At 68.4% G+C, this 24,346-nt stretch carries 19 protein-coding genes; 12 read left to right on the top strand and 7 right to left on the bottom strand.

The window, feature by feature from the left end:
• Positions 1-102: 102 nt before the first annotated feature.
• The 4 genes from ACW173_RS21105 to ACW173_RS21090 all read right to left on the bottom strand — a co-directional run bounded on the left by ACW173_RS21105 (position 103) and on the right by ACW173_RS21090 (position 5,501).
• Positions 103-1,065: a FecR family protein gene (locus tag ACW173_RS21105; RefSeq protein WP_492082024.1), complete on the bottom strand. Its 963-nt coding sequence runs from the start codon at positions 1,063-1,065 to the stop codon at positions 103-105.
• A complete protein-coding gene (locus ACW173_RS21100; protein ID WP_492082023.1) occupies positions 1,055-1,645 on the bottom strand; it encodes an RNA polymerase sigma factor in 591 nt (196 codons plus the stop codon). The genes ACW173_RS21105 and ACW173_RS21100 overlap by 11 nt, the downstream gene beginning before the upstream one ends.
• Positions 1,633-4,473: a TonB-dependent receptor gene (locus ACW173_RS21095; RefSeq protein ID WP_492082022.1), complete on the bottom strand. Its 2,841-nt coding sequence runs from the start codon at positions 4,471-4,473 to the stop codon at positions 1,633-1,635. The genes ACW173_RS21100 and ACW173_RS21095 overlap by 13 nt, the downstream gene beginning before the upstream one ends.
• Before the next feature lie 146 nt (positions 4,474-4,619).
• Positions 4,620-5,501 (bottom strand): alpha/beta hydrolase, encoded by an 882-nt coding sequence (locus ACW173_RS21090; RefSeq protein ID WP_492086034.1) that lies wholly within the window; start codon positions 5,499-5,501, stop codon positions 4,620-4,622.
• Positions 5,502-5,845: 344 nt separating this feature from the next.
• On the opposite strand from ACW173_RS21090, the gene ACW173_RS21085 reads away from it, so the two are divergent.
• Positions 5,846-6,856 (top strand): glycoside hydrolase family 43 protein, encoded by a 1,011-nt coding sequence (locus ACW173_RS21085; protein ID WP_492082021.1) that lies wholly within the window; start codon positions 5,846-5,848, stop codon positions 6,854-6,856.
• Between the two features lie 83 nt (positions 6,857-6,939).
• On the opposite strand, the gene ACW173_RS21080 is transcribed toward ACW173_RS21085, so the two are convergent.
• Positions 6,940-7,083, bottom strand: coding sequence for a hypothetical protein (locus ACW173_RS21080; protein WP_492082020.1), 144 nt, complete (start codon positions 7,081-7,083; stop codon positions 6,940-6,942).
• A 4-nt stretch (positions 7,084-7,087) separates the two neighbouring features.
• On the opposite strand from ACW173_RS21080, the gene ACW173_RS21075 reads away from it, so the two are divergent.
• Both ACW173_RS21075 and ACW173_RS21070 read left to right on the top strand, forming a co-directional pair.
• Positions 7,088-7,291, top strand: a complete 204-nt coding sequence (locus tag ACW173_RS21075; protein ID WP_492082019.1) for a hypothetical protein — start codon at positions 7,088-7,090, stop codon at positions 7,289-7,291.
• 399 nt (positions 7,292-7,690) lie between these two features.
• Positions 7,691-10,636 (top strand): TonB-dependent receptor plug domain-containing protein, encoded by a 2,946-nt coding sequence (locus ACW173_RS21070; RefSeq protein WP_492082018.1) that lies wholly within the window; start codon positions 7,691-7,693, stop codon positions 10,634-10,636.
• A gap of 76 nt (positions 10,637-10,712) precedes the next feature.
• Here ACW173_RS21070 and ACW173_RS21065 read toward each other — a convergent pair whose 3' ends face one another.
• Positions 10,713-12,062 carry a M28 family metallopeptidase gene (locus ACW173_RS21065; protein ID WP_492082017.1) on the bottom strand — a complete coding sequence of 450 codons (1,350 nt, stop codon included), beginning with the start codon at positions 12,060-12,062 and terminating at the stop codon, positions 10,713-10,715.
• Between the two features lie 434 nt (positions 12,063-12,496).
• On the opposite strand from ACW173_RS21065, the gene ACW173_RS21060 reads away from it, so the two are divergent.
• Genes ACW173_RS21060 through ACW173_RS21020 form a run of 9 tightly spaced genes read left to right on the top strand, consistent with a single transcriptional unit; the run spans position 12,497 to position 23,780 of the window.
• Positions 12,497-14,422, top strand: coding sequence for a methyl-accepting chemotaxis protein (locus ACW173_RS21060; protein ID WP_492082016.1), 1,926 nt, complete (start codon positions 12,497-12,499; stop codon positions 14,420-14,422).
• Complete coding sequence (locus tag ACW173_RS21055) at positions 14,419-15,852, top strand: chemotaxis protein CheW (RefSeq protein WP_492082015.1); 1,434 nt, start codon at positions 14,419-14,421, stop codon at positions 15,850-15,852. Before ACW173_RS21060 ends, ACW173_RS21055 begins: the two co-directional genes overlap by 4 nt.
• Positions 15,849-16,937, top strand: a complete 1,089-nt coding sequence (gene cheB / locus ACW173_RS21050; protein ID WP_492082014.1) for a chemotaxis-specific protein-glutamate methyltransferase CheB — start codon at positions 15,849-15,851, stop codon at positions 16,935-16,937. The genes ACW173_RS21055 and cheB overlap by 4 nt, the downstream gene beginning before the upstream one ends.
• The gene (locus ACW173_RS21045) at positions 16,934-17,767 is read left to right on the top strand and encodes a CheR family methyltransferase (protein ID WP_492082013.1); all 834 of its coding nucleotides are present in this window, start codon (positions 16,934-16,936) and stop codon (positions 17,765-17,767) included. Before cheB ends, ACW173_RS21045 begins: the two co-directional genes overlap by 4 nt.
• Positions 17,764-19,647: a chemotaxis protein CheA gene (locus ACW173_RS21040; RefSeq protein ID WP_492082012.1), complete on the top strand. Its 1,884-nt coding sequence runs from the start codon at positions 17,764-17,766 to the stop codon at positions 19,645-19,647. Before ACW173_RS21045 ends, ACW173_RS21040 begins: the two co-directional genes overlap by 4 nt.
• Complete coding sequence (locus ACW173_RS21035; protein ID WP_492082011.1) at positions 19,644-19,889, top strand: hypothetical protein; 246 nt, start codon at positions 19,644-19,646, stop codon at positions 19,887-19,889. The genes ACW173_RS21040 and ACW173_RS21035 overlap by 4 nt, the downstream gene beginning before the upstream one ends.
• 52 nt (positions 19,890-19,941) lie before the next feature.
• Positions 19,942-20,325, top strand: a complete 384-nt coding sequence (locus ACW173_RS21030; protein WP_492082010.1) for a response regulator transcription factor — start codon at positions 19,942-19,944, stop codon at positions 20,323-20,325.
• Positions 20,322-20,960, top strand: a complete 639-nt coding sequence (locus tag ACW173_RS21025; RefSeq protein ID WP_492082009.1) for a chemotaxis protein CheX — start codon at positions 20,322-20,324, stop codon at positions 20,958-20,960. The genes ACW173_RS21030 and ACW173_RS21025 overlap by 4 nt, the downstream gene beginning before the upstream one ends.
• 48 nt (positions 20,961-21,008) lie before the next feature.
• Positions 21,009-23,780, top strand: coding sequence for a PAS domain S-box protein (locus ACW173_RS21020; protein WP_492082008.1), 2,772 nt, complete (start codon positions 21,009-21,011; stop codon positions 23,778-23,780).
• On the opposite strand, the gene ACW173_RS21015 is transcribed toward ACW173_RS21020, so the two are convergent.
• Entirely contained in the window at positions 23,777-24,343 is a 567-nt protein-coding gene (locus ACW173_RS21015; RefSeq protein WP_492082007.1) for an HD domain-containing protein, read from the bottom strand. The genes ACW173_RS21020 and ACW173_RS21015 overlap by 4 nt on opposite strands.
• Positions 24,344-24,346: the final 3 nt, after the last annotated feature.

Genomic DNA, 24,346 nt, shown 5'->3' with positions numbered 1-24,346 from the left:
GCGGGTCAGGGCAGAAGAACGGAAGCGCGCGCGCCGACCCTCAGTCCGGCGTCGGTGAAATATTTGCGACAATCCTGTTGAAAAGTCTGGATTTTATCCGTGTCAGGAGGGCTTTGCGGCGGGGGAGACGACGAGGTCGCCCCCGGTCGTGATCCGCGCGCGCACCGGCAGCAGAGCCTCCAGCGCCGCGCCGACATCGTCCATCCGGCCGATGTCCAGCGAGCCCGACAGCCGCAGGCGCGCCAGGCTCGGATCGGTCAGTTCGACCCGCCGACCCGAGGCCCGCGACAGCCGCTCGGCCGCGTCCGCGAGGCTGGCGTCGGCCAGGACGACCCGGCCGCTGGTCCACGCCGCGTCGCTCTGCACATCGCCGGTCTGCGAAGCGCCGCCGACGCCGGACGCGCCCACATAACGCTGTCCCGGACGCAGTAGCACGCTGACCGCGCCCGGCTGGCTGACGCGCAGCGAGCCCTCGACCAGCGACACCGTCAGCCGGCCGCCGCTGGCCACGTTGAAGCGCGTGCCCAGCACCGTCAGGGCCCGGCCCGACGTCGCGACCTCGAACGGCCGCGTCTTGTCGTGGGCGACATCGAAGAAGGCGTCGCCGGCGTCCAGCGAGACGTCGCGCGCGCCGGCCTTGAAGCGGGTGGTCAGACGGCCGCCGGGGCTCAGCATGACGTGACTGCCGTCGGCGAGGGTCAGGCGGGCCGGGGCATGGGCGGGCGCGGCATAGGTCTGGACTTGCGGCTGGACCTTCAGGACGACGCCGACGACCAGGGCGGCGGCGAGCAGCGTCAGGCCGGCGACCAGGGGGCGGCGATCCGGCCCGGCTGGACGATCCAGGCGCGCCTCGCGGCGAACGTCGCGGCGCAGGGCGCGGACGGTGGGATCGTCGGCGGCCAGGCCCATGGCCAACCACACCTCGCGCGTACGGGCGATCTCCTCGCGCGCCTCGGCCGAGGAGGCCGACCAGGTGTCCAGCGCGGCCTCCTCGGCGGCGGTCAGCTGGCGGGTCAGGCTGGCCGCCATCAGGCGGCGGGGGTCGAAGTCTTGGTCAGGCGTCATGCGCGATCTCGATGGCTTCGCGCAGGCGCGTCAGGGCGTTCATCATGTGTTTCTCGACGGCGCTGAGCGACAGGTTCAGTCGCGTCGCCGCCTCGGCTTGGGTCAGGTTCTCGAAGCGGCACAGCACGAAGACCGCGCGCGCGTTCGGATGCAGGTCGTCCAGGGCCGCGACCAGCTTGGCCAGCCGCTCGCGTCCGGCCAGGGCGGCTTCTGCGGTCGGCTCGTCGGCGGGCAGGGCGGGGTCGACCTCGACGTGGCGTCCGCGGTGGCGGGATCGCTGGTGGCGCTCGTGGTCGACCAGGGCGTTGGCGGCGACCGTGAACACCAGCCCGTCCGGATTGCCCCAGTGCAGGCGCGCGAACCGTTGGGAGAGCCGCATGAAGACCTCCTGAGTCAGGTCCTCGGCGTCCTCGACCCCGACCGACCGGCGCTGGAAGAAACGCAGCAGCGGACGACGGTAGCGTGACACCAGCGCCTCGAAGCGCGGGGCCTCGAGCGGCGGGTTGGCCGGGGCCGACTCACTGGGCCCATCGGGCGGATCGGCGTGCGCACCCACGCCACGGAAGGTCAGAACGCCCATCTCATCCTCGCGGACAGGTACCGGCCCCAGTGATGGATCTCCATCGGCTGATCGCGGCTCTCGCCATAGACGTAGCGGCGGGCGTCGGTCAGGTTGACGCCCTCCAGGGAAAGGGTCGCGCGGCGGTTCAGCCGCCAGGAGACCGCCCCGTCCAGCGAGCCGAACGGCGCGGTGGTGGCCGGCGCGGTGACCGAGCTGCCGATCGACGTCAGGTACGCGCCCCGCCAATTGTAGCCGACTCGCACCGAGCCGCGGCCCTTCTCGTAGAAGACCAGTGCGCTGTAGGTCGAGCGCGACAGGCCTAGCAGGACGTTGCGGATCACCCGGTCGCCGGCGAAGTAGTTGGCCTGGCTGCGCACCAGGGTCGCGGCGCCCTGCACGCCCAGGCCGTCGAACGGCGCGGGCAGGTCGCGAAAGACCCGGCTGAAGGTCAGCTCCAGCCCCTGGATGCGGGCGTCGCCGCCATTGACGTTGGTCGACAGCAGCACCTGTCCGCGACCGGGGACCTCGATGAAGGTGTTCTGGGCGGTGATGTAGTCGTCCAGCCGCCGGTCGAAGGCCGCCAGGGCCAAGGCGCCGCCGGCCGGGAAGTACCACTCTAAGCCGGCGTCCAGCTGAGTGGCCAGGAACGGGTCCAGCTCGGGATTGCCGCCATTGGCGGTGGGGGTGTCGCGGGCCACGGTGATGCGCGGGGCGCTGTCGATGACATTGGGCCGGCTGACCACGCGCGAGGCGGCCAGGCGCAGATAGAGGCGCGAGGTCAGCACGACCCTGAGGTTGGCGCTGGGCAGCCAGTTTCCGTAGGCCTTGCGCCACTCGGCGGGCAGGGGATCCGAGCCGCTGGACAGCACGCCTTGCGAGACCTGCCGCGTGTCGGCGTAACGGACGCCCAGATTGCCGTCGACCGGTCGCCCGAACACCATGGTCTGGACGTCGAGGCGGGCATAGGCCGAACGGATCTTCTCCTCGACCACGAACGAGTTGCGCAGGTCGACGGCGGTGGGGACGCGGGCGGCGACCTGTGGAGTGTAGAGCCGCGCGTACAGGGTCTGGGCGCTCGGCGCGACCCAGCGGCGCGGCAGGTCGGCGTCGACGCCCGACAGGAATGCCGAGAACGGCGTCAGGCCGTAGGCGTCGGAGCCTAGGCCGACCAGCGGCTGGCCGACCAGGGTGTCCAGGGTCCAGTCGCGGCGGCGATAGTCGCGCGATCGGCGATGGCTCTCGACGCCTAGGGTCAGGTCGAACAAGCCGATGGGCCGGGCCAGGTCCAGCTTGACGGTCTCGTCGAGGTCGCGGGAGTCCTTGAACGTGTAGTCGAACGACTGGCCGACATAGTTGGCCGGGTCGGCGTAGTCGACGGTCGTGCGCAGGTCTGGACCACCAGCCAGGCCGTGGCTGAAGTCGTAGGTCAAAGGCGCGAAGAAGGCCACGCGGGCCCTCACCGTGCCGCGACCGTCCGGATGATAGCTGCGAGCCCGTGAGTAGCCCCAGTCGCCGTCGAGCGTCCAGACTCCGGTGACCCAGCGGGCGTGGGCGCCCAGGGCGACCAGGTCGTGGCGGTTCAGGCTGATCTCGTGCGAGGCCATCCAGCGGACGTTGTCGATAGCGCCGGCCTGGGCCGTGTCGCCCTTGATCACCTGCGTGCCCGCCACGAAGCGCGGGCTCGAGACCGACGGATCGTCCGGATAGATGTCCAGGCCGTACTCGTCGTAGTGGGCGTCCAGGCGCGTGGCGAGGAGATCGAAATCGAGGCTGAGGGCGTTCGTCGGCCGCCACTGCAGGGTGAAGTCGCCGGACGCCATGCGCCGGTCCTCCAGCTCCACCGTAGGCCGGGTGCGCGTGGGCGTGTAGACGCCAGGACCCAGCACCGAGACGAACCGATCCTGGTTCCAGCCGGTCTGGTAGAGGCGGTCGTTGCGGATCCGCCGACGCTCGACGACCCCACCGGCCAGCACGCCCAGGCGGCCACTGGCGTCGACCCAGCTCCAGACGCCCGAGACCGACGGGTCGGCCTTGTCGGTCCGGCCCTCGGAGAGGCGCACGGACAGCACCGAGCGCTTGCCGCGATCCAGGGGCTTGAAGGTCCGCACGTCGATGTCACCGCCCAGGGCGCCTTCGTCCATGTCGGCGGTGGTGGTCTTCACGACCTCGATCTGGTCGATGACGTCGGCGGGCAGCACCTCGAAGCGGAACTGGCGTCCGCGAAAGCCGCCGTTCTCGACGAGATCGTTCAGGGCGATCGGGCGACCATTCAGCAGCACGTTCTGGAACTGCGGCCCCAGGCCCCGGATACTGACATAGAGACCCACGCCCCGGTGGCGCTCCAGGCTGACGCCCGGCGCCAGTTGCAGGGCTTCGGCGGCGTTGCCGACGGGCAGGCGGGCGATGTCCTCGGCGCTAACGGCGTCCAGGCCGTAGGCGGCGGCGCGCTTGAGGTTCTGGGACCGGGCGAGGCTGGCCGCGTAGGCGGTGATGGTGACGGCGTCGATGGCCGTCGGCCCATTTGGCTGCGGCGGCGGTTGCGTAGGTAGGGCAGGGCTCGGCGAGAGCTGGGCGTCTTTTCGCTCGAGCACGAAGACGCCCCGCCGGATCTCCCGCGCCGACACGTCCGTTCCCGCGACCAGCATCCTTATGGACGACCGCGCCGAAAGGCCCTTGGGCGGAGCAAGCCCTTTCTGGCCGGCGACGAGGTCGGGCGTGTAGAGGATCAGAACGTCCTTTTCCGCCGCCAATCGGTTCAGGCTTTCCGCGAGACTCAAGGGCGTGGGCGTCGCGGCGCCAAGAAAGGCTAGCGGAGCGATCGCGGACATCAGGAGGATGAAAGGCATGCCCGGCGAGGCGGCTCGCGGATGGAATGATCGGTTCCCTTAACGTTGGCCCGTGACAGCTGGACGACAGCCTTCGCCGGGCGGCTCGCTTCGCTGGGGGCTACGGGCTCGACCTTCGCTAGACGCCACCGCCGATCGTTCGCGCTTTATGATCTCGGCGTGAGCATGCCGTGCATCCCGATCCAACGCAGATAGGCGTCGAACCACCCGGTGCTGGAGGTGGTCTTCTGGTACATTCCAAAGCCATGACCGCCTCGCTCGTAGAGGTGGAATTCGACTGGGCGCTTGGCGGCTCGCCAGCTGTCGATCAAACCCTGACCGCTGTTGGCGAAGAACGGATCGTCCGCGGCGAGGGCCACGAACATTGGCGGGGCGTCGGCCGAGACGGTCACGGGCGAAAGGGGCCCATAGATCAGGCCGATCAGAGCCGGCTTGGCGTCCTCGTCCGACAGGGTCGTGGCCAGGGTCAGCATCGCGCCGGCGGAAAAGCCGATCATGCCGATCCGATCCGGATCGACCCGCCATTGCGCCGCCCTGCCGCGAACCAGCGCGAACGCCGCGCGTGCGTCGGCGATCTGGGGCGCCAAGCCGGCGATGGCGTCTTGCGGGGCGGGGCGCGGCCTCTGGGCGGTGGCCGAGAACATCTCGTTCATCGAGCGTTCGAAGCCCGCCATGTCCGGTGGCGTCTGGTTCAGTCTGTATTTCAGCACGAAGGCGGCCACGCCCTTCTCGGCGAGGGCGCGCGCGACGTTCCAGCCCTCGTTCTCCATGGATAGGGTTCGAAAGCCGCCCCCGGGGGCCACGATGACCGCCGCGCCGGTCGCCTTGGCGGGATCGGGGAGGAAGGGCGTGAGGGTCGCGACCGTGACGTTGCGGGTGAAGACGCTGCCGTACTGGCGATGCCAGGCTTCCGCGGAGGTGGCGCCCGGCAGAGGACCGGTGTTCAGCACGATAGCGTCGGGCTGAGCGGGCGGCGCCATCGGCGTCATCCTGTCGTCCTGCGCGCTGGCGCCGCCGGCAAGGGCCATCGTCAGCGCCAGCGCTAGGGCGCCCAGGCCGGTTCGTCGGCGCGTCGCCAAGCCCTCGGGGCGTGCGTGACTTTCGTGTCTCATGATGTTTCTTCCCTGCGCGTTTTTTGCGTGTCGATTAACTCGACCGCTTTATGTCGGACAAATGGTAGCGCTAACTTCTCGACTAGCGCAATACCTTCCGACGTGGCCTGAATGACCATGCGCGCCAGCTATCCGTCATCCGAAGCGCCCGAAAGGGTGCGCGAGCAGCGGATGCTCGACACTCGGATCCGACCAAGGTCGATCATGACAGTGGTTTTTGTCTGAGTTAGTCTGGGGCGCGTGTGGGGAAGGGGACAAGCATGAAACGGATTTTGGCGACGCTTTGGCTGATCGCGGCCCTAGGAGGCGCGGCGCCCTGCTGGGCCGGTGAAGCGCCGTCGGCGCCAGGCTCCAATCCTCTCTTCCGCGACAAGTTCACGGCGGATCCGGCGCCGCTGGTCGTGGGCGATCGCCTGTTTCTCTATGTCGGCCACGACGAGGCGCAGCGCGACGAGATGTTCAACATGCGCGAGTGGCTAGTCTACTCCACCACCGACATGAAGACGTGGACGTCCTATCCGCCGATCATGAAGGCCACCGATTTCAAGTGGGCTCAGAAGGATGCGTGGGCGTCCCAGGCGACCCAGAAAAACGGGAAGTTCTACTTCTACGCCGCCGTCGAGCACGACAAGTCGCATCCCGGCAAGGCCATCGGTGTCGCTGTGTCGGATCGGCCCACGGGGCCGTTCGTCGACGCGCGCGGCAGCGCCCTGATCACCAACGAGATGACGCCCAAGGGCACGCACAGCTGGGAAGACATCGATCCCACGGTGTTCACTGATGACGACGGGACGACCTGGATCGCCTGGGGTAATCGCCAATGCTACATCGCCAAGCTCAAACCCAACATGATCGAGATCGACGGCCCGATCACGGAGATCACGCCGCCGCATTTCGAAGAGGGGCCGTGGCTGCACAAGCGCGGCGATCTTTACTACCTGACCTACGCTTCGCTGGACCGCGCGACCCAGCGGGACGAGCATGTATCCTACGCGACCGCGCCTTCGATAACCGGCCCTTGGACGTATCGAGGCCTGCTGACCGGGCCCGGAAAGTACAGCTTCACGATCCACCCGGGCGTCATCGAGTTCAAGGGCGATTGGTATATCTTCCTGCACAACGCGACCCTTGCGGTCGGCGACCAAGGCGGGGCGATCGGGCGCCGAGCGGTGACGGCCGAGCGCCTCCACTTCAATGCGGACGGCTCCCTAAGGCCCGTGGTGCAGACCCGGGCGGGTGTCTCGGCGCTGAGTTCCAAGACAGCCCGCTAGCAAGCCGGAGACAGCTTCTGGCGTGTCGAGAATGCGCGCGATAGGCGTCGCGGTCGCGGGCGATGATGGACGATGAATCCGCCCTAGGCCGCACGTTTCAGTTGACGTCTGACTTCATCGGCCAGGGGATGCAAGGTCTCGAGCTCCGCCCGCCCAACGACGCTGTAGCCCATGCCGCCGTCGGCCCAGGACACTCCGCCAAGCTCGCCGTCGGCGCGCTCGGACATACGGGTGTTCTTCTCTAGGCGCATGGGGCGAACTAGCCTGGTGGTGCGGGATCATCATGGCTACGAAGTCGCGGTCGACGTCGCCTGTCGGCTTGACGTCCATGCCGGCCATCATTCGGGTCATGGCGGCGTCGTTCTCGGCCTTGAAGCCTTGGTTGGGCGCATCGGCGCGCAAGGGTCCGGCGATGACGACGAAGGCCGCGACTGACAGCCAGGGCGCGTGGCGGCGTAGGATCTGGAACGGGAACATGGCGCGGTTTTGGAGCGGGGCTGGGAATGTGGCCCTGACGAACTGACGCTCTCCACGGCCAGTTATTCCCAAGGCTGGAATTTTTGTGGTCACGCCGCGTCGACGGATGCTGGCCTTCTTCGCCAAGCTGGATCCGGGCCTCGTAGACACCGCGGCCAGCGGTCATGCGTAACCGCACCATGGCGCGCGTCGGCGGGCCACCTGCACGCAATCGGCATTCCACGCCCGCGGCGCTGTCCAATCCCTAGGCGGCGAACAATCTCAGCGGGAGCCGCGCCACTTCAGGGCAATCGAGGCCGGCGTCCTGACATAACAACGTTAGCGTTGTGACGTTTTTTATCGGGGAGCGGCGGGTTCATGTCTCAAGCGAATGTGTGGAAGAGCCTTCGGTGGCGCCTCTTGAGCGGCGTCGCCGTCGCGGCGGGTTCCGCCTTGAGTCTCGCGGCCAATCCGGCCGAGGCGGACGAGCAGATTCAGTTTCTCCAGATCGCCGCCCAGGCGACGGGCGCGCGGCCTCTAGCGCTGAGCTCGGAGACTCCGTCTTCGGAAGCCAGCCAGGTCGAAGAGGTGGTCGTGACCGGCTCGCGCATCGTGCGCAACGGCAATGAGGCGCCGACGCCGACCACCGTCCTTTCGGCGGCGGACATCCAGGAGCGCAACCCAGCCAATATCGCTGACTACATCACCCAGCTGCCCTCCATGGGGACGGGCAACACGCCGCGAACGACGACGCTATTCGCCAACGCCACCGGCGGCGCGAACCAGTTGAGCGCCCGTGATCTGGGCGTCACCCGTACGCTGGTGCTGCTGGACGGCCGTCGCGTTGTGGGCTCGGGCATGTCGCCGGCCGTGGACGTCAATCTGCTGCCGCAGAACCTGGTGCAGCGGGTCGATGTCGTGACGGGCGGCGCCTCGGCCGCCTATGGCTCCGACGCCGTCGCCGGCGTCGTCAACTTCATCCTCGACACCGGCTTCACCGGCCTCAAGGGCGGCGTCAATTTTAGCCAGACCGATCGCGGCGACGGCCGGATCGCCTCGGGCGATCTGGCCTATGGCCGCAAGTTCGCGAGCGGCCGCGGCCAACTCCTGCTGAGTGGAAACTACTACAAGGGCGATCGGATCGATTTCTACGACGACCCCCGCGACTGGTTCCAGCCGGGGCTGCGGCTGATGAACAACCCGACCTGGACGGCCACGAACGGCCAGCCCGGTCAGATCGTCCGCACTGACGCGGGCTACAACAGCACCCCCGGCGGCGTGATCGCGGCCGGGCCCCTGAGGGGCATGTCCTTCGGTCCTGGCGGGTCGGTCCAAAACTTTGTCTTCGGCCCTATCCAGCAAGGTCAGGTGCAGGCCGGCGGAACGGTCGAGTCCATGCCCATCCGCGGCGCGCTCCTGCCCGATGATGAACACTGGAGCATCTATGGTCGGGGCAGCTACGAGCTGACCGACAAGATCACCGCCATCTTCGAGGCCAGCTACGCCGGCAACGACACCGTCAACTGGTCGGCGGTCTACAACCGCCAAGGCGCCACCGCGATCACGATCAACAGAAGCAATCCGTTCATCCCGGTGGTGACGCAACAGGCCATGGACCAGGCCGGCGTCACCTCGTTCCAGATGAACCGGCTCTTCTATGACATGATCAACACGCCGGGGACGCATATCGGCGAGGCGGGCTATTATCGACGGCAGGATCGGGTCCTGGCGGCGCTTGAAGGGCGTTTCCTCGAGAGCGGCAGGTGGCGGGCCTATTACCAGCGTGGCCACAGCAAGGTCTGGTACACCCGCGACAACAACATCATCCTTGGCCGGTTCAATCAGGCGATCGACGCCATCGCCAATCCGGCGACCGGCGGCGTGCCGGGCGTCGCGGCCGGCGCTCCGATCTGCCGCTCCACCCTGACCAGTCCCACGAACGGCTGCGTGCCGATGAACCTGTTCGGCGAGGGATCGCTCGGCGCTGCGTCCATCGCCTGGGTCACGGGCTACGGCGAGGGGCTGCGGACGCGTCAGGATCTCGATTTCAACCAGGATGTCTGGTCGATCGATGGCCAGTATAGCCCTTTCTCCACCTGGGCCGGGCCGGTCTCGGTCGCGGCGGGCTTCGAGTATCGCAAGGAGTCCTTCTCCTCGACGGCCGACGCGTACTCGGTTCAGTCGCTTTGGAACGTCGGCAACTACAAGGGCGGTAGCAACGGCTACAACGTCAAGGAGGTCTTCGGCGAGGTTCTGGTCCCGTTGCTGAAGGACACCGTCCTGGCCAAGAGCGTCGAGTTCAATGGCGCGGTCCGCCGGACCGACTATTCGACCAGCGGGCCCGTGACCACGTGGAAGGTGGGGCTCACCTGGGACATCAACGACGACCTGCGGCTGCGCGGCACCCGCTCGCGCGACATCCGCGCGCCGAACCTCAACGACCTGTTCGCCCCGAGCAGCCAGTTCGTGAACGCCTATCTGGACCGAACCCAGGCCGGCAGCCCGCAGGTGCCCAACATCACCTTGAGCGGCGGGAATCCGAATCTGACGCCTGAGGTCGCCGATACGTGGACCGCCGGGGGTGTCTACCAGCCCCACTGGCTGCCCGGTCTCAGCCTCTCGGTGGACTGGTACAAGATCGATATCGCCGACGCCATCACGGCCGTCGGCGCGCAGCAGATCATCGACATGTGCTACGGGTTCAACCGACCGCAAAATCCGGCGGCCTGCGACTCGATCGTCAAGGCGCCGGGCGCGACCAACCTGGTCAACGCCACCATCTACACCAGCGGCATCAACGCCCAGACCGTCGCCGTCGAGGGGGTGGACTACGAAGCGGGCTACCGCGCCAGTCTCGACCGGTTCAACGATGCGCTGCCTGGCGCCATCAACCTTCGCCTGTTGATCTCCCAACGGCTCAAGGATGAGACGGTGCTGCCGGGCGACGTCGCGCCTCCGACCCTGGGCACCGTCGCCAGCCTGAAGTGGCGCGGCCTCTTGACGGCGACCTACGTCGTGGGCTCGAGCCGCACGACCCTGACCACCCGCTATCTCGGCAAGGGTAGGATCACCAACCAGCCCGAAACCAGCCGCACCGGTATTCCCGAGGCGTTCAACCACGTCGATCCGGTCTGGTACGTCGAGCTTTCCGAGAACTATGACGTGACCATCGGCGGCCGCCGCGTGACGCTGTTCGCGGCGGTGGAGAACCTGTTCGATCGCGACCCCGAACCGATCCCCAGCAGCGGCACCTCCTTTGGTACGAGCGCGCCCTACGACCTGTTGGGCCGCTCCTATCGTGCGGGAGCGCGCTTCCGCTTCTAACGGGCCGAAAGGTCATCGAGACAAAAAGAACCCGCGCGGGTTTGCCTGCGCGGGTTCAATCTTGTTCGGCGAGCCTCTAGCGCGCGGGGCGTGGGGCGCGTCCGCCGAAGGTGACAATGCTGTCGACCCCGTTGGACGATAGCGCCGACACGCCGATGAAGACGTCGTCGACGATCACATCCTTGAGCAGGGTCTCGGTCGCGTCAGCCGGAACGTCCCGATGGTCGGTCCAGTCCTGCTTGTCGTTGCGGCGCCAGACAATCCTGTAACCCGATGCGCCGGGCACGGGGGTCCAGGATACGGTCGTATCGCTGCCCAAGGCGCCGCGCAGCAGCACCTGATCGGGCGCCGCTGGCGCCGTCGCCAAACGCGCGATGGTCGCCACGTTGATCGCCGTCACCTTGGCCAGGTACGGGAAGTCCATCTTGTCGACCGTGTCGCCATATTCGACGCCGTTCGCGGTGCGCAGGTCCTGGTGTTGCTGATTGTAGTTCTCAATCCCAACCGAGAAGCGGACCGCGGGATAGCCCAGCTTGAGGAAGGGCTCATGATCGCCGCCACGGCCGAAGCGGTCAGGCCGCCGGTCGACAAATACGTCCAGGCCGCCCGGAATGCTCTCCGCGACATGATCGACGGCCTTGGCGAGCGCGCGGCTGGGGCCGTCGTCTTCGCCGCCGTTGCCTCGGCGCACGAGCTGTTCGGGCGCGCCTTCGATCGCCCGGATCCCCTCGGAGAACACCCGCACCCGGTCGGCGACGCGCGCGCCGCTTTGGCCGACCGTGTTGCCGACAATGTCGTTGTTCAGCACGGCGGTGACCTTCCAGCCGCGTTCCTTCGCCGTCTCGGCCAACAGGGTTCCGCCCAACAGCCCCTGTTCCTCGCCCGAGAGCGCCGCATAGATGATCGTGGCGTCGTACGTCTTGCCTGACAGCAGCCGGGCGGCTTCCAGCACCAGCGCCACGCCCGAAGCGTCGTCATTGGCGCCGGGCGCGTCGCTCGTGAAATTCATGACGTCCGTCACGCGACTGTCGATGTGGCCCTGCACGATCACCACACGGTTCGGATCGCGACCGGGCTGGACAGCCAGGACGTCCACCACGTTCACGCCCTTGGGCGCGCGATCATTGGTGAACACGCGCTCGATGGTGGAGACCTGGAGGCAACCGCCGCAGCGCGCCCCGATTCGCTTCATCTCTTCGGCGTACCAGCGCCGCGCCGCGCCGATCCCGCGCGTCGGGTGATCGGGGTCGGACAGCGTGTGCCGCGTCCCGAAACTCACCAGCTTGGCGACGTCCGCCTTGAGCCGAGCCGGATCGGGCCCGGTCTGGGCGGAGACGGCTGTAGGCAACAACAACGCCGCAAGGACCATTGACGATAATCGCACGACATCCCTTTCGTCTTCCGGTGAACCGGTCTGATCTTCCAAAGCAACATCAGCGCCGGCGCCACGCAACTCGCGTCGTCAACCAGCGCGTATTTGGAACCGTGACCTATGCCGACCGAGCAAGGGTAACTCTAGGTCCTGATCGGCGACGAGCACATGCTCGACGCCTTCTTGGCGCCCGGAAGGCGACGCCCCTCGGCCAGGGCGCCCCGGATCGTGCTGGCGGCGTCCAAATTTCGCTCTGAAGACGCCACGGCGACCCGCGTCGAAAGCGTTCGGCGAAAGGCCGAGCCAGATCGATGATTCAATGCTCATCGTTGATAATCGAGTAGGAGTGATTTGGGGGAGGGGCCCTCCTAGCTCTTCGCCAATGCGGCATTGAGCGGCGCGACGCATCCATGCTTGAATGGGCGTTCTTCAGCGCTTGGCCGCGACGGGCGTTTGGGCGGGCTGAAGTGCGTTCCGGGATTGACCAGATGGCGCTTGTGAAGACGACGAGGCTGGCTGGTCGCGCGAAGACGCGCGGAAGGCCCGCCGGGCCGGATGAACAGCCCGCCGTCGTCAAGCGCGCCCCATCGCGCAAGCCTCGAGCCCACCGGGAAGGGGCCGAGGGTCGCATCAGCGCGGCCGTTTTGGAGCTGGGCGGCGGCCTGACCGAGGCCGCCAGCGCGGTCGAGGAACTGCGGCGCGCGCTGGCGCAGATTTCCAGCGGCGCCGAGGAAGCGGCCGGGGCGGCGCACGAATCCCTCGCGGCCACCCACGCGATGACCGAGCGGTTCCGGCAGGGACGCGAGCGGGCGGAGGCGGCTCGCCAGAGGGCCGAGGCGCTGCAGGACGTCCTGACAGAGTTTGGGACCGCCGTCGGCGCGTCGATCAAGGCCGTCGCGATGAACGCCCGCCGCCAGTTGGCGAGCGTGGACGCCGTCGCCTTGCTGGACCAGCACGCGGCGCGGATCAACGATATCACCGTCGCTGTCTCCGACATCGCTGACCAGACGAACCTCCTGGCGCTGAACGCCGCCATCGAGGCCGCGCGGGCGGGTGACGAGGGGCGCGGCTTCGCGGTCGTCGCCGACGAGGTGCGGGCTCTGGCCGAGGCGGCCGAGACGCGGTCGCGACACATCCAGGGCTCGGCTGATCGCATGGCCGCCATGGTGCGCGAGGTTGGCGAGCGGTTGCGCGGCGCCGCTACGACGGCCGAGGCCGAGGCGAACTCGGCGGCCGTGATCCTGTCGACGCTGGAGACGATCCGAGCCGAGATGGCGCGACTGAGCCAGGACAGCCAGCTGATCCTGATCGCGGCCGTCGAAGCCGCGTCGGCGACGACCGAGGTGCGGCGCGGCGCCGAAAGCATCTCCAGCGCGGCCGAGGAACAGGCGGCAGCCACCACGGAAGCTCAGCGGTCGATCCAGCAACAGGGCCAGTCCCTGGATCAAAGCCAGACGGCGGCCGAGTCCTTGAGTGAGTTGGTCGAGGCCGGGACCGCGGGCGACGGCGCGGCTGCGGCTGCCGCCGAGACCGCCGCGGCGGCGGAGGAGCTTTCCGCGGCCATCCAGGAGCTTTCCGGCTCGGCCGACGAGATCCTGGTGGCCATCGACCAGATCAGCCGGGGCGCTCAGATCCAGGCGGCGGCGACGCAACAGGCCAGCGCCGCGATGGTCGAGATCGAACGCGCGGCGCGGTTGTCCAGCGCCAATGGCGCCGAAAGCGCGACCCGGGCCGAGACGATGGCCAGCCTGCTGGAGGAGAGCCGCAAGACGATCCAGTCGCTGGTCCAGAACGTTGAGGCGGCCGCCGCCGAAAACCGCTCGGTGTTGGAAGCGGTCGAGATGCTGGAGCTGGAAAGCGCGGCGACGGCCAAGCTGGTGGACGGGCTGGCGCTGGTGGCCGTCCAGACCACCATGCTGGCCACCAGCGGCGCCGTCGAGGCGGCCAGGGCGGGGGAGGCCGGTCGCGGCTTCGCCGTGGTGTCGGGCGATATCCGGACCCTGGCGCGCGACGCCTCGAGCAATGCCGAGTCGGTCAAGGACTTGATCGCGGCGATCTCGATCCAGATCGGCAAGGTTCGCCGCGAGGTCGACCAGACCGTGGCCGTGGCCGAGGTGGAAGTCGACCGCAACCGCGCCATCGCGGAACGGTTGGGCGCGGTCGTGAAGGAGGCCGAGGCGCTGCGCGTCGGCGCCGACGAGATCGCCCAGGGCGGCGAGAGCATCCTCTCGGCCTGCGCCCAGGTTTCGGCGGGCGTGACCCAGATCGCCGCCGCCGCCGAGGAGGCCAGCGCCGCCGCCAGCCAGGCCGCCGTCGCGGCTCGCCAGCAATCGCAGGCCGCCGAGGACTTGGCGGCGGCTATCGAGGAGATCGCCCTGCTGGCCGCCGAGCTTCAGCGCGCGGCCGACGCATGAGCACGGACCACGGCGCTCGACGACGGTTGACCGTCCGAGCCGCCGGCGCTCGCATGTCGCTGCCCGCCCAGGCGGTGTCCGAGGTGATCAAGCGTCCCCGGCTGACGCGCGTGCCACACGCGCCGCCGGGCCTGCTGGGCGTGGCTCACCTGCGCGGGGCCGTCCTGCCGGTCATGTCGCTGGGGCGGATGTTGGGGCTGGACGGCGGCGACGGCGACCGCATCGTCGTATTGCGGCGCGACCCGCCCGTCGGCCTGGCCGTCGATGGCGTCGAGGCCCTGGGATTCGCTGACGACGACACCGACGCCGCTGACGGACTACGCCTGTCGCGTGGCGATGGAACGCCCTGGCTGGACCTGGGCGAGGCGCTGGACGCCCAATTCGCTTCCGACCGAGGGCGACGCCGGACAGCCGTCGTCGACGTCGGCGCGGGGCGTTCGGCCTTCCAACGTTCCGACGAGCGCGAACTGGCCTTTTTGGGCTTTGGCCTCAAGGGCCAGAATTACGGCCTGCCGCTGGACGCCGTTGTCGAGGTGGCCGCCGTCCCCAAAGCCATCTCCGAACTCCCGAGAACCGAGGCCGTGCTGCTGGGTGTCTGCGACTATCGCGGCCAGATCCTGCCCGTGCTGTCGGCGCGAGGCCTGCTGGGTCTGGCCGGAGAGGCTTTGGACGGGCCCGGCCGCCTGGTCGTCGCGCGCATCGGCGACGAGCGGATCGGTCTCGTGGTCGACGAGGTCGACGCGATCGTTCGCGCCTCGGCCGATCGTCTGGGCAAGGCGCCCAGCCTTTTCAATCGCGGCGGCGGGGAGGCGCGCATCGACATGGTGCTACGCCTGGCCGACGGTCGCGGCGTCCTGGCGATCCTGACCCCGGATCGCCTGCTGGCCGACGAGCGGGTGACCCAGTGGCTGGCCCTGGGCGGTGGTTCCAAGGAGGCCGAGATGGCCGAGACCCGACAGGCGACGGTTCGCGAGCGCTTCGTCATCCTGCGTCTCGGCGACGAGCGTTATGGTCTGCCGATCGCCGCCGTCGACGAGGTGGTGCGCGCGCCTGACCAGCTTACCCGGCTTCCCAAGGCCCCGGCCTATGTCCGGGGCGTCATGAACCTGCGCGGCAAGACCCTGCCGGTGATCGACCAGCGTCTGCGGTTCTCGGCGCCGGGCGAGCCGGCGGCGAACGGCCGCGTGGTCGTGGTCACGGTCGACGGCCTGCAGGCGGGCTTCGCGGTGGACGGCGCCAGCGAGATCCTGGAGGTCAGCGCGGAAGAGCTGCTGCCCGCGCCGGAACTGTCGGATGATCAGGCCCGTTTGTTCGATCGCGCCGTGGAGCGCGGGGGCGAGGTCATCTTGCTGGTCGATCCGAAAACACTGCTCGCGCGGGCCGAGGCCGACCTGCTGCGTGATCTGACCCGGGCGTCACCCACTTCGTGACCAAGGTCCTGATCGTTGACGACTCGGCGCTGATCCGACGTGTCCTGAGCGAAATCCTTTCGGAAGCGGGCTTCGAGGTCGCGGTCGCGCGTGATGGCGTCGAGGCCCTGGCCAAGCTGAGCGCCTTCCTGCCCGACGTCGTGACCCTGGACGTCCAGATGCCCAACATGAGCGGGCTGGAGTGCCTGGACCGGATCATGCTGCAGCGGCCGTGTCCGGTCGTGATGGTCTCTTCGCTCACCGCTGAAGGCGCGGAAGAGACGCTGACCGCCTTGGAGCTGGGCGCTGTCGACTTCGTGCCCAAGCCCGACGGGGTCGTGTCACTGGCCGTCGAGGCGCTGGCGCCGGTCCTGGTGGAGAAGGTCCGCGCCGCGGCGACCGCGCGGGTCGGACGGGCCCATCGCCTGGTCGAACGCCTGCGCGCGCGACGCGGCGAGGTCAAAAGCCCGGCGCCGCCCGCTCGCTCGGCCCGGGCCGTCAAGGCCGCGCCCGGGCAGGTCGGAGGAGAGCCCAAAGGCCTGGTTCTTGTCGGCGCCTCGACCGGAGGGCCGGCCGCGCTTGAGGCCTTGCTCTGCGACATTCCTGGCGACTTCCCGTGGCCCATCCTCGTGGCTCAGCACATGCCGGCGACCTTCACCGGATCCCTGGCCGCGCGGCTGGACGGGCTGTGCGCCCTGGCGGTCAGCGAGGTGACGGGCCCCACGCGCCTGGAGACGGGAGTGGTCTACATCGCGCGCGGCGGCGCCGACATGGTGGTCAGCCGCCGCGTGGCGGGCCTGGTGGCCCTGCCGGCGCCGGCGGACGCGAAGTATCGCTGGCATCCCAGCGTCGATCGAATGGTCGCCAGCGCCATGACCCAGGTCGCGCCCGGGCGGTTGGTCGGCGTGCTGATGACGGGCATGGGCGATGACGGAGCCAGCGCCATGACCGCGCTCCATCAGGCCGGCGGACGAACGATCGCCGAAGCCGAGGAGACGGCCGTGGTCTGGGGCATGCCGGGATCGCTGGTCCGGGCCGGTGGCGCGACCGCGGTCGCGCCGCTGGAGGCCATCGCCAGCCGTCTGGTCGCGATGGTCCCGCGATGACCGTCATCTTCACCGACGACGAGCTGGAGCGGCTGCGGGACTATCTCTACCGCCAGACCGGCATGTGGTTCGGCGAGACCAAGCGCTACTACATCGAGCGCCGCCTGAACGATCGTCTTGCGCACGCGGGCGGCGATTTCGCCGGCTACATGTCGCTGCTGCGCATCGACAGCGAAGAGCGCCAGGCGCTGGTCAACGCCTTCACGGTCAACGAGACCTATTTCTATCGCGAGGAGCACCAGTTGACCTGCCTGGGCCGCGATCTGCTGCCCGATATCGTTTCCCACCGGCGGCCCGGCGACAAGGTGCGGATCTGGTCGCTGCCTTGCTCAACCGGCGAAGAGACCTATTCCATCGCCCTGTGGCTGCTGGAAAACTGGCGCATGGTCGACGCCTACAACATCGAGATCGTCGGGTCGGATATCGACACCCATGCGCTCGACGCCGCCCGAGCGGGGCTCTATGGCGAGCGCGCCCTGGCGCGGCTGCCCGAGAGCGTTCGCGAGGACTATTTCGAGCCCACGAAGCGCCATCGCCGCAGGATCATCGACGACCTGCGCGAGTCGGTGGTCTTCACCCACGCCAACCTGGTCGACGGCGCGCGCCTGCGCGAGCAGGGAACGTTCGACGTAATCTTCTGCCGGAACGTCCTGATCTATTTCGACGAGGCCTCGCGCCAGACGGCCGCCCAAAACCTCTATGACCGGCTGACGCCGGGCGGTTATCTGTGCCTGGGTCACACCGAGTCCATGAGCCGGATCGACGAGCGTTTCATCGTTCGCCGGTTCGAGGACGCGGTGGTGTTCCAGCGCCCGGAGGACACGAGGTGATCGACGAGCTCCTGGCCCAGTTCCTGATCGAAGGGCGCGAGCAGGCGATGGAGGCCAGCGCCGATCTGATGGCCCTGCAGCGCGCGCCCCATAACGCCGCGCGGCTGGATAACTGCTTCCGCGCCGTCCACACCTTGAAGGGCTCGGCCGATCTGCTGGGCCTGAAGCCGCTGGGCCGTGTGCTGCACGTCGCCGAGGACCGTCTGGGCGCCCTGCGTGGCGGGACGGAGTCCGCGCCAGACTTCGGCGAACTGGTCGCGGTCGTGGATCAGGTCGAGCGCTGGCTGGACGCGCTGGAAACGACGGGCGCCTTGCCGGCCGACGCGGACGGGATCGCCGAGCGCCTGCTGGCGATGCTGGGGGCGGCGCACGTCGCTCCACCTCCGGCCATCCTCCGAAGCAACGTCGCCTTCGCGGGCGAGACCGGTGTCGCCATCCGCTATACGCCGCGCACGGATTGTTATTTCGCGGGCGATGACCCGATCGCGATCATCTCGAGCGTACCGAGCCTGGCGTCGCTGCGGGTGGGCCTGCGTGAGCCCGTGGCCGACTTGGCGCTGTACGATCCCTTCTCCTGCAACCTGACGATCGAGGCGCTATCCACGGCGGAGTGGAGCCAGATCGAGGCCGCCCTGCGCTTGGTGCGCGACCAGGTCGAACTGACCCGGCTGGCGCCCGCGCCGGCCGGGCCAGCGGTCCCTGTCGAGGCGGACGCGGGGCGGCGCACCTTGCGCATCGACGCGGCTCGGATCGACCAGCTGGCCGACATCGCCGACCAATTGGTGGTCGCCAAGAGCGGGCTCGGCGATCTCGCCGCCCAGGCCGACCGCCTGGCGGGAGGGCAGGGGCTGGGCTCGACCTTGCGGGCGCGGCAGGCGGAACTGGACCGGCTGGTGGCGACCCTGCACGCCACGGTCGGCCGCGCGCGGCTGACGCCGCTGACGCCTCTGTTCGGACGCTTCCCGCGCCTGGTTCGCGAGATCGCCGCCGACCTGGGCAAGTCGGTGGCGCTGGAAGTCGAGGGCGGCGAGATCGAGGTCGACAAGGCCGTCGTCGACGGACTGTTCGAGCCGTTGCTGCATGTGGTGCGCAACGCCGTCGATCACGGCGTCGAGGCCGAGGCTGTCCGTCTGGCGGCCGGCAAGACCGCTCAGGCGACTCTGCGGCTGTCGGCCCGCGCCGTGGGCGATCAGGTCGTCGTCGAGGTGACGGATGACGGCGGCGGCATCGATCCGGCGCGCATCCGCGCCCGGGCCTTGGCGCGCGGACTGATCGACGAGACGGCGGCGCGTGAGCTGGATGAGGCGGCTCTGGTCGACCTGATCTTCCAGCCCGGCTTTTCGACCGCCGAAATCGTCAGCAGCGTCTCCGGACGCGGGGTCGGCATGGACGCGGTGCGGTCGGCGACGACCAAGCTGGGCGGCCGCGTCGAGGTTGGCGGTCGGCTGGGGCGCGGCTCGACGATCCGCCTGGTTCTGCCGATCCGCATGGTGCTTGCGCGGTTGCTGATGGTGGCCTGCGGTGACGAGCGCTTCGGCCTGCTCCTGGAAGACATCGTCGAGGTGACGCGGGTATCGGCGCGCCAGGTCGTTCCGGTCCGCGCCGGCCACGCCTTCGTCTTGCGCGACGAGGTCGTGCCGCTGGTCTGGCTGGCGCGGATGGTCGGCGGCGCCGAAGGGGCCGTTGTCGACCGCGTCGTGGTGGCGAAGGTCGAGGGCGAACTGATCGGTTTCGCCGTCGACGCCGTCCTTGATCGTATCGACGCCGTCGTCAGACCGATGAGCGGACTGCTGTCCGGCGCCGTTGGCGTCGTCGGATCGACCCTGACCGCCGATGGCGATGTGTTGCTGGTCCTGGATCTGGCGGAGCTTTTGGCATGAAGGCCTCGCGTGACGGCGACGTCATTTATTTGAGCGGCCACTGTCGGGTGGAGGACGCAGAAGCGCTCGCGGCTCTGCTACAGCCCTCAGAGCGGGTCGTGGTCGACATATCGGGATGTGACAGCCTCCACGCCGCTGTCGTACAGGTTCTGCTGGCGTTTGGTGCGCCCGTCGTCGGCGCGCCCGTTGAGCCATTCCTGCGCGATCGTCTTTTTCCGGCGCTTTCTCGGACGGTCGGCTAGATCGGACTACAGTTGTTTGTCGCCACCGTGGGCGGCGAGGTTGGAGGGTTTCATGGGTACGACGGTGCTGATCGTCGACGACAGCAAGCTGGCGCGTATCGTCGTCGGCAAAGCCATCTCGGCCCTGCAGCCCGAGTGGCGCCGGCTTGAAGCCGGCAACGCCGACGAAGCGTTATCGCTGTTCGAGAGCGAGAAAATCGATCTGGTCGTCGTGGACTTCAACATGCCCGGGCGTGACGGGCTGGAGCTGGCCGAGGAGCTGCGCGAGCGGTTCGCGGACATGCCGATCGCGGTCGCCACGGCCAACGTCCAGGACGAGATCGTCGAGCGGGCCAGGGCCGCCAACGCGACCTTCATCGCCAAGCCTGTCACCGAAGACGGCGTGCGTGGCTTCATCTCGGGCGCGGCGCTTCGGCTGCGGTCGAGCGGCCAATGACCCTCCAATCGATATTTCTGGAAGAACTCGAACGCGACGCGCTCACGGAACTCGTCAATATCGGCGTCAGCCGCGCCGCCAGCAGCCTTCGCAAGATGGTCGGCGAGCAGGTCCTGCTGTCGGTTCCCTCGGTTGAGGTGGTGACGCGGCAAGGCGCCGCCATCCTGATCCGCGAGCGCGAGAGCGGCGAACTGGTCGCGGTCCGCCAGGACTTCGAAGGCGTGTTCTCAGGCCGGGCCCTGTTGATCTTCCCCCAGGCCAACAGCCTGGCTCTGGTGCACGCCGTCACCGGGGGCGCGCTGTCCGCGGGCGAAGCAACGGAGATGGAAGACGAGGCGCTGTCCGAGACGGGCAATGTGGTGCTGAACAGCTGTCTGGCGACCATGGCCAACATGCTGCAGCGCCCGCTGCAGATGTCCCTGCCCGAGGTTCTGCGAGGCGACGGCGGAGCCCTGTTCAACCTGTCCGACAAGCACGCCGATGGCGGCGTGGTGCTGTTTCTCTATATCAACTTCGCGATCAACGACCGCGACATCCGCGGTTATATCGCCATGTTGATGGACCTGCCGTCGCTCCAGGCGCTGAGGACGTTGATCCACGATTTCATCGAACGTGTCGCCGGCGATGTCGCTTGATGGGCGCGCTGCTGAACCTATTGCCCAGCTTGACGTTGTGACGAGGTGATGACCGAGATCGTCGATCCAGCGATCCGCCGAAGGGACCGGGGGGCGGCCGTGGACCTGGACGCCCTGCGCGCCCTGGCGGGACCACTTTTCGACGCCCTGGTCGGCTCGGGCATGGCCGTCGCCGTCAGCGATCCGCGCCGCAGGGACGATCCGATCGTCTACGTGAACGCCGCCTTCGAGGCCTTGACGGGCTACGAGGCCGTCGAAATCGTCGGTCACAATTGCCGTTTCCTGCAAACCAGCGAGACCGACGCCGCGACGGTGGCCGGGATCGCCGCCGCCCTGGCCGAGACCGGCGCGGCGAATGCCGACCTGCTCAACGCTCGCCGTGACGGATCGCGGTTCTGGAACCGCCTGAACGTCACCACCGTCTTTGACGCGACGGGGCGTCCGGCCTTTCGCATCGCCACCCAGGCCGATGTCAGCGGTGAATATCGCAACGAAGACCTGGGGCGCGAACTCAACCTCACCCGCCAACGCCTGATCGAGGCCAAGGAGCGCCTGCGGGTGGCCCAGGCCGTGGCGGGCGCGGCCGGCGCCTGGGAGTGGGACATCGCCAGCGGTCGCCTGGTCGCCGACGCGCGCTTCGCCAGCCTCTATGGCCTGGAGCCGGTTTCGGCCTCGCAGGGACTGCCGACCTCGGTCTTCTTCGACACGGTCTTCGCGCCCGATCGGATGCGCCTGAAGATCGCCGTGGCCGGCGCGCTCAATGGCGCGGAGGTCTTCGCGCGGGACTATCGTGTCGTGATCGACGGGGAGGTGCGTTGGGTCTCGGCGCGCGGACGAACCTTCCTGGACGAGCAGGAGAGGCCGATCCGGTTCTCCGGGGTCCTGGCCGACATCACCGACCAGAAGCGCGTCGAGGAGCGTCTCCGGATCGCCCAGACCGCGGGCGGCGTCGGCAGCTTTGAATATCTGAGCGGCTACGGTACGGCCGAGGTCTCCGACGAGTTCTGCCGGTTGCTGGGCCTGCAGCCCGCCCGCAGCCTGCCCATCCGGACGATCAACGCCGTCATGCACCCCGATGATCCGCCGCTGATCAGCGGGCGCGAGCGCGAGACGGGTATCGGCGCGGCTTTCCATGAGTTCCGCATCCGTCGCGCCGACACCGGCGAGGAGCGCTGGCTGGTCTGTCGCGGCGAGTATCAGCAGGCGCCGACGGGCGGCGTCAGTTTCATCGGCGTCCTCTACGACATCACCGCGACCAAACGGTCCGAGGCGCGGTTGCGGACCCTGGCGGCGGCGCTGGAAGAACGGGTCGAGGTCAGCCGCCAGGAGCGCGACCGGATCTGGAACCTGTCGCGAGATCTGCTCAGCATCAGCGATCGCGGCGGTGTGTACCGCGCCGTCAATCCGGCTTGGCGGGATCTGTTGGGTTATGACGCCGCCGACCTGGTCGGCGAGCCGATGGGCGGGCTGGTCCATTTAGACGACAAGGCCCACGCCCGGGAGCGCGCCGAGGGGCTGAAGGCTGGCGAGGCGGTCGCTGACTTCGACTGTCGGGTCCTCACGAAGGACGGCGGCTATCGCTGGATCAACTGGACCGCCGTGCCCGAAGGTGATGTCGTCTACGCCGTTGGCCGCGACATCACTCAGCGCAAGCTGCTGGAAGACCAACTGCGCCAGAGCCAGAAGATGGAAGCCGTCGGCCAACTGACCGGCGGTCTGGCCCACGACTTCAACAACATGCTGACCGGTATCCTGGGCGGGATCGACATGGTCCGCCGCCGCATCGGCGAAGGCCGTGTCGCCGACGCGGACCGGTTCCTGGAAGCGGCCATGCAGTCGGGCCAGCGCGCGGCCGCGCTGACCCACCGCCTGCTGGCCTTCTCGCGCCGCCAATCCCTGGACAGCCGGCCTCTGGATGTCGGGACGCTGGTCGGGTCGATGGAAGACCTGCTGCAACGGACGCTGGGTGAGCAGGTCCGTCTCGAGACCGCCGTGTCCAAGGACGTCTGGACGGCCGTCGCCGACGACAACCAGCTGGAAAGCGCCATTCTCAACCTGGCGATCAACGCGCGCGATGCGATGCCGCGCGGCGGACGGCTGACGATCGGGGCCCGGAACGTGGCCTTGTCGGCGGAACGCCTGGCCAAGAGCGACCGCGCCGAGCCTGGCGACTATGTCGAACTCAGCGTCTCCGATACGGGCCTGGGCATGTCGCCCGACATCCTCAACAAGGTGTTCGACCCGTTCTTCACGACCAAGCCGCTGGGGCAGGGCACGGGCCTTGGCCTGTCGATGATCTACGGCTTCGTCCAGCAGTCGCGGGGGCATATCGAGATCGAGAGCCAGGAAGGCGCCGGCACCACGATCCGTCTCTATCTGCCGCGCCACCACGGCGATGTCACTGAGGCGATCGCCGATCTCGACGAGGCCACGCACGTCGGCGCCGGCGAGACGGTGCTGGTCGTCGAGGACGATCCGTCGGTGCGGATGCTGGTCATCCAGGTGCTGGAAGAGCTTGGCTATCGGGCGATCGAGACCGAAGGCGGCCGCGACGCGACGCCAATCCTGCAGTCCCGACGTCCGATCGACCTGATGATCAGCGACGTGGGCCTGCCGGGCTTGAACGGTCGCCAGCTGGCCGAGATCGCCCGGGAGAGCCGGCCGAGCCTGCCGATCCTGTTCATGACCGGCTATGCGGAGCAGGCGGCCGACCAGGCCGCATTCCTGGCCGAGGGCATGGAGATCATCACCAAGCCCTTCGCGATCGACCACCTGGCCCGCAGGATCGGCGCCATTCTCGAGCGCGCGGCGCCTAGCTAGCCGCGGTCGATCAGCGCGCGCAGGAGGCCATGATAGGTCTCGAAGCCGGCGACTTCCGCTTCCGGAGCTTTGCCGGCCTCGTCGTAGCCGCGCAGCCGCAGGGCCGCGGCGGCGGCCGGCTCGGCCATAAAGGTCTCGATCTCGCTAGGGCTCATCGGACCACCTTGTAGCGCCAAGCTCTGCAAGGAGGCGGGGCTCAGGCGCTCGAGATAGTCCGGATCGACCGCGACACGGTAGCGTTTGGCCGCCACGTGCAGGCGGACCGGTTCGGTGACGTCGGGGCCGAAGGCGCGGGACAGATAGCCGGCGCTGATATGCTCATGGCGGGTGTCGATGCCGAGGTCGGCGGCATTCTCCCCGACCTTTTGCATCATATGGCCGACATCGTGCAGCAGGGCGGCGACGATCATCGTGGGCGGCGCATCGTCCAGCTTGGCGTGGTGCGCGGTCTGCAGAGCGTGCTCCAGTTGGGTGACGCCCTCGCCGTAGCGCAGGCCGCCCAGGCGGGTGAACAGATCGGTCAGTTCGGCCAAGAACGCATCGGCCGCGGGGCGAGAAGTCATCGA

The organism is Caulobacter sp. ALps2 (genome assembly GCF_058681635.1).
Note: the sequence above shows the minus strand (reverse complement) of the source record. Positions and strands in the feature narration are given on the sequence as shown.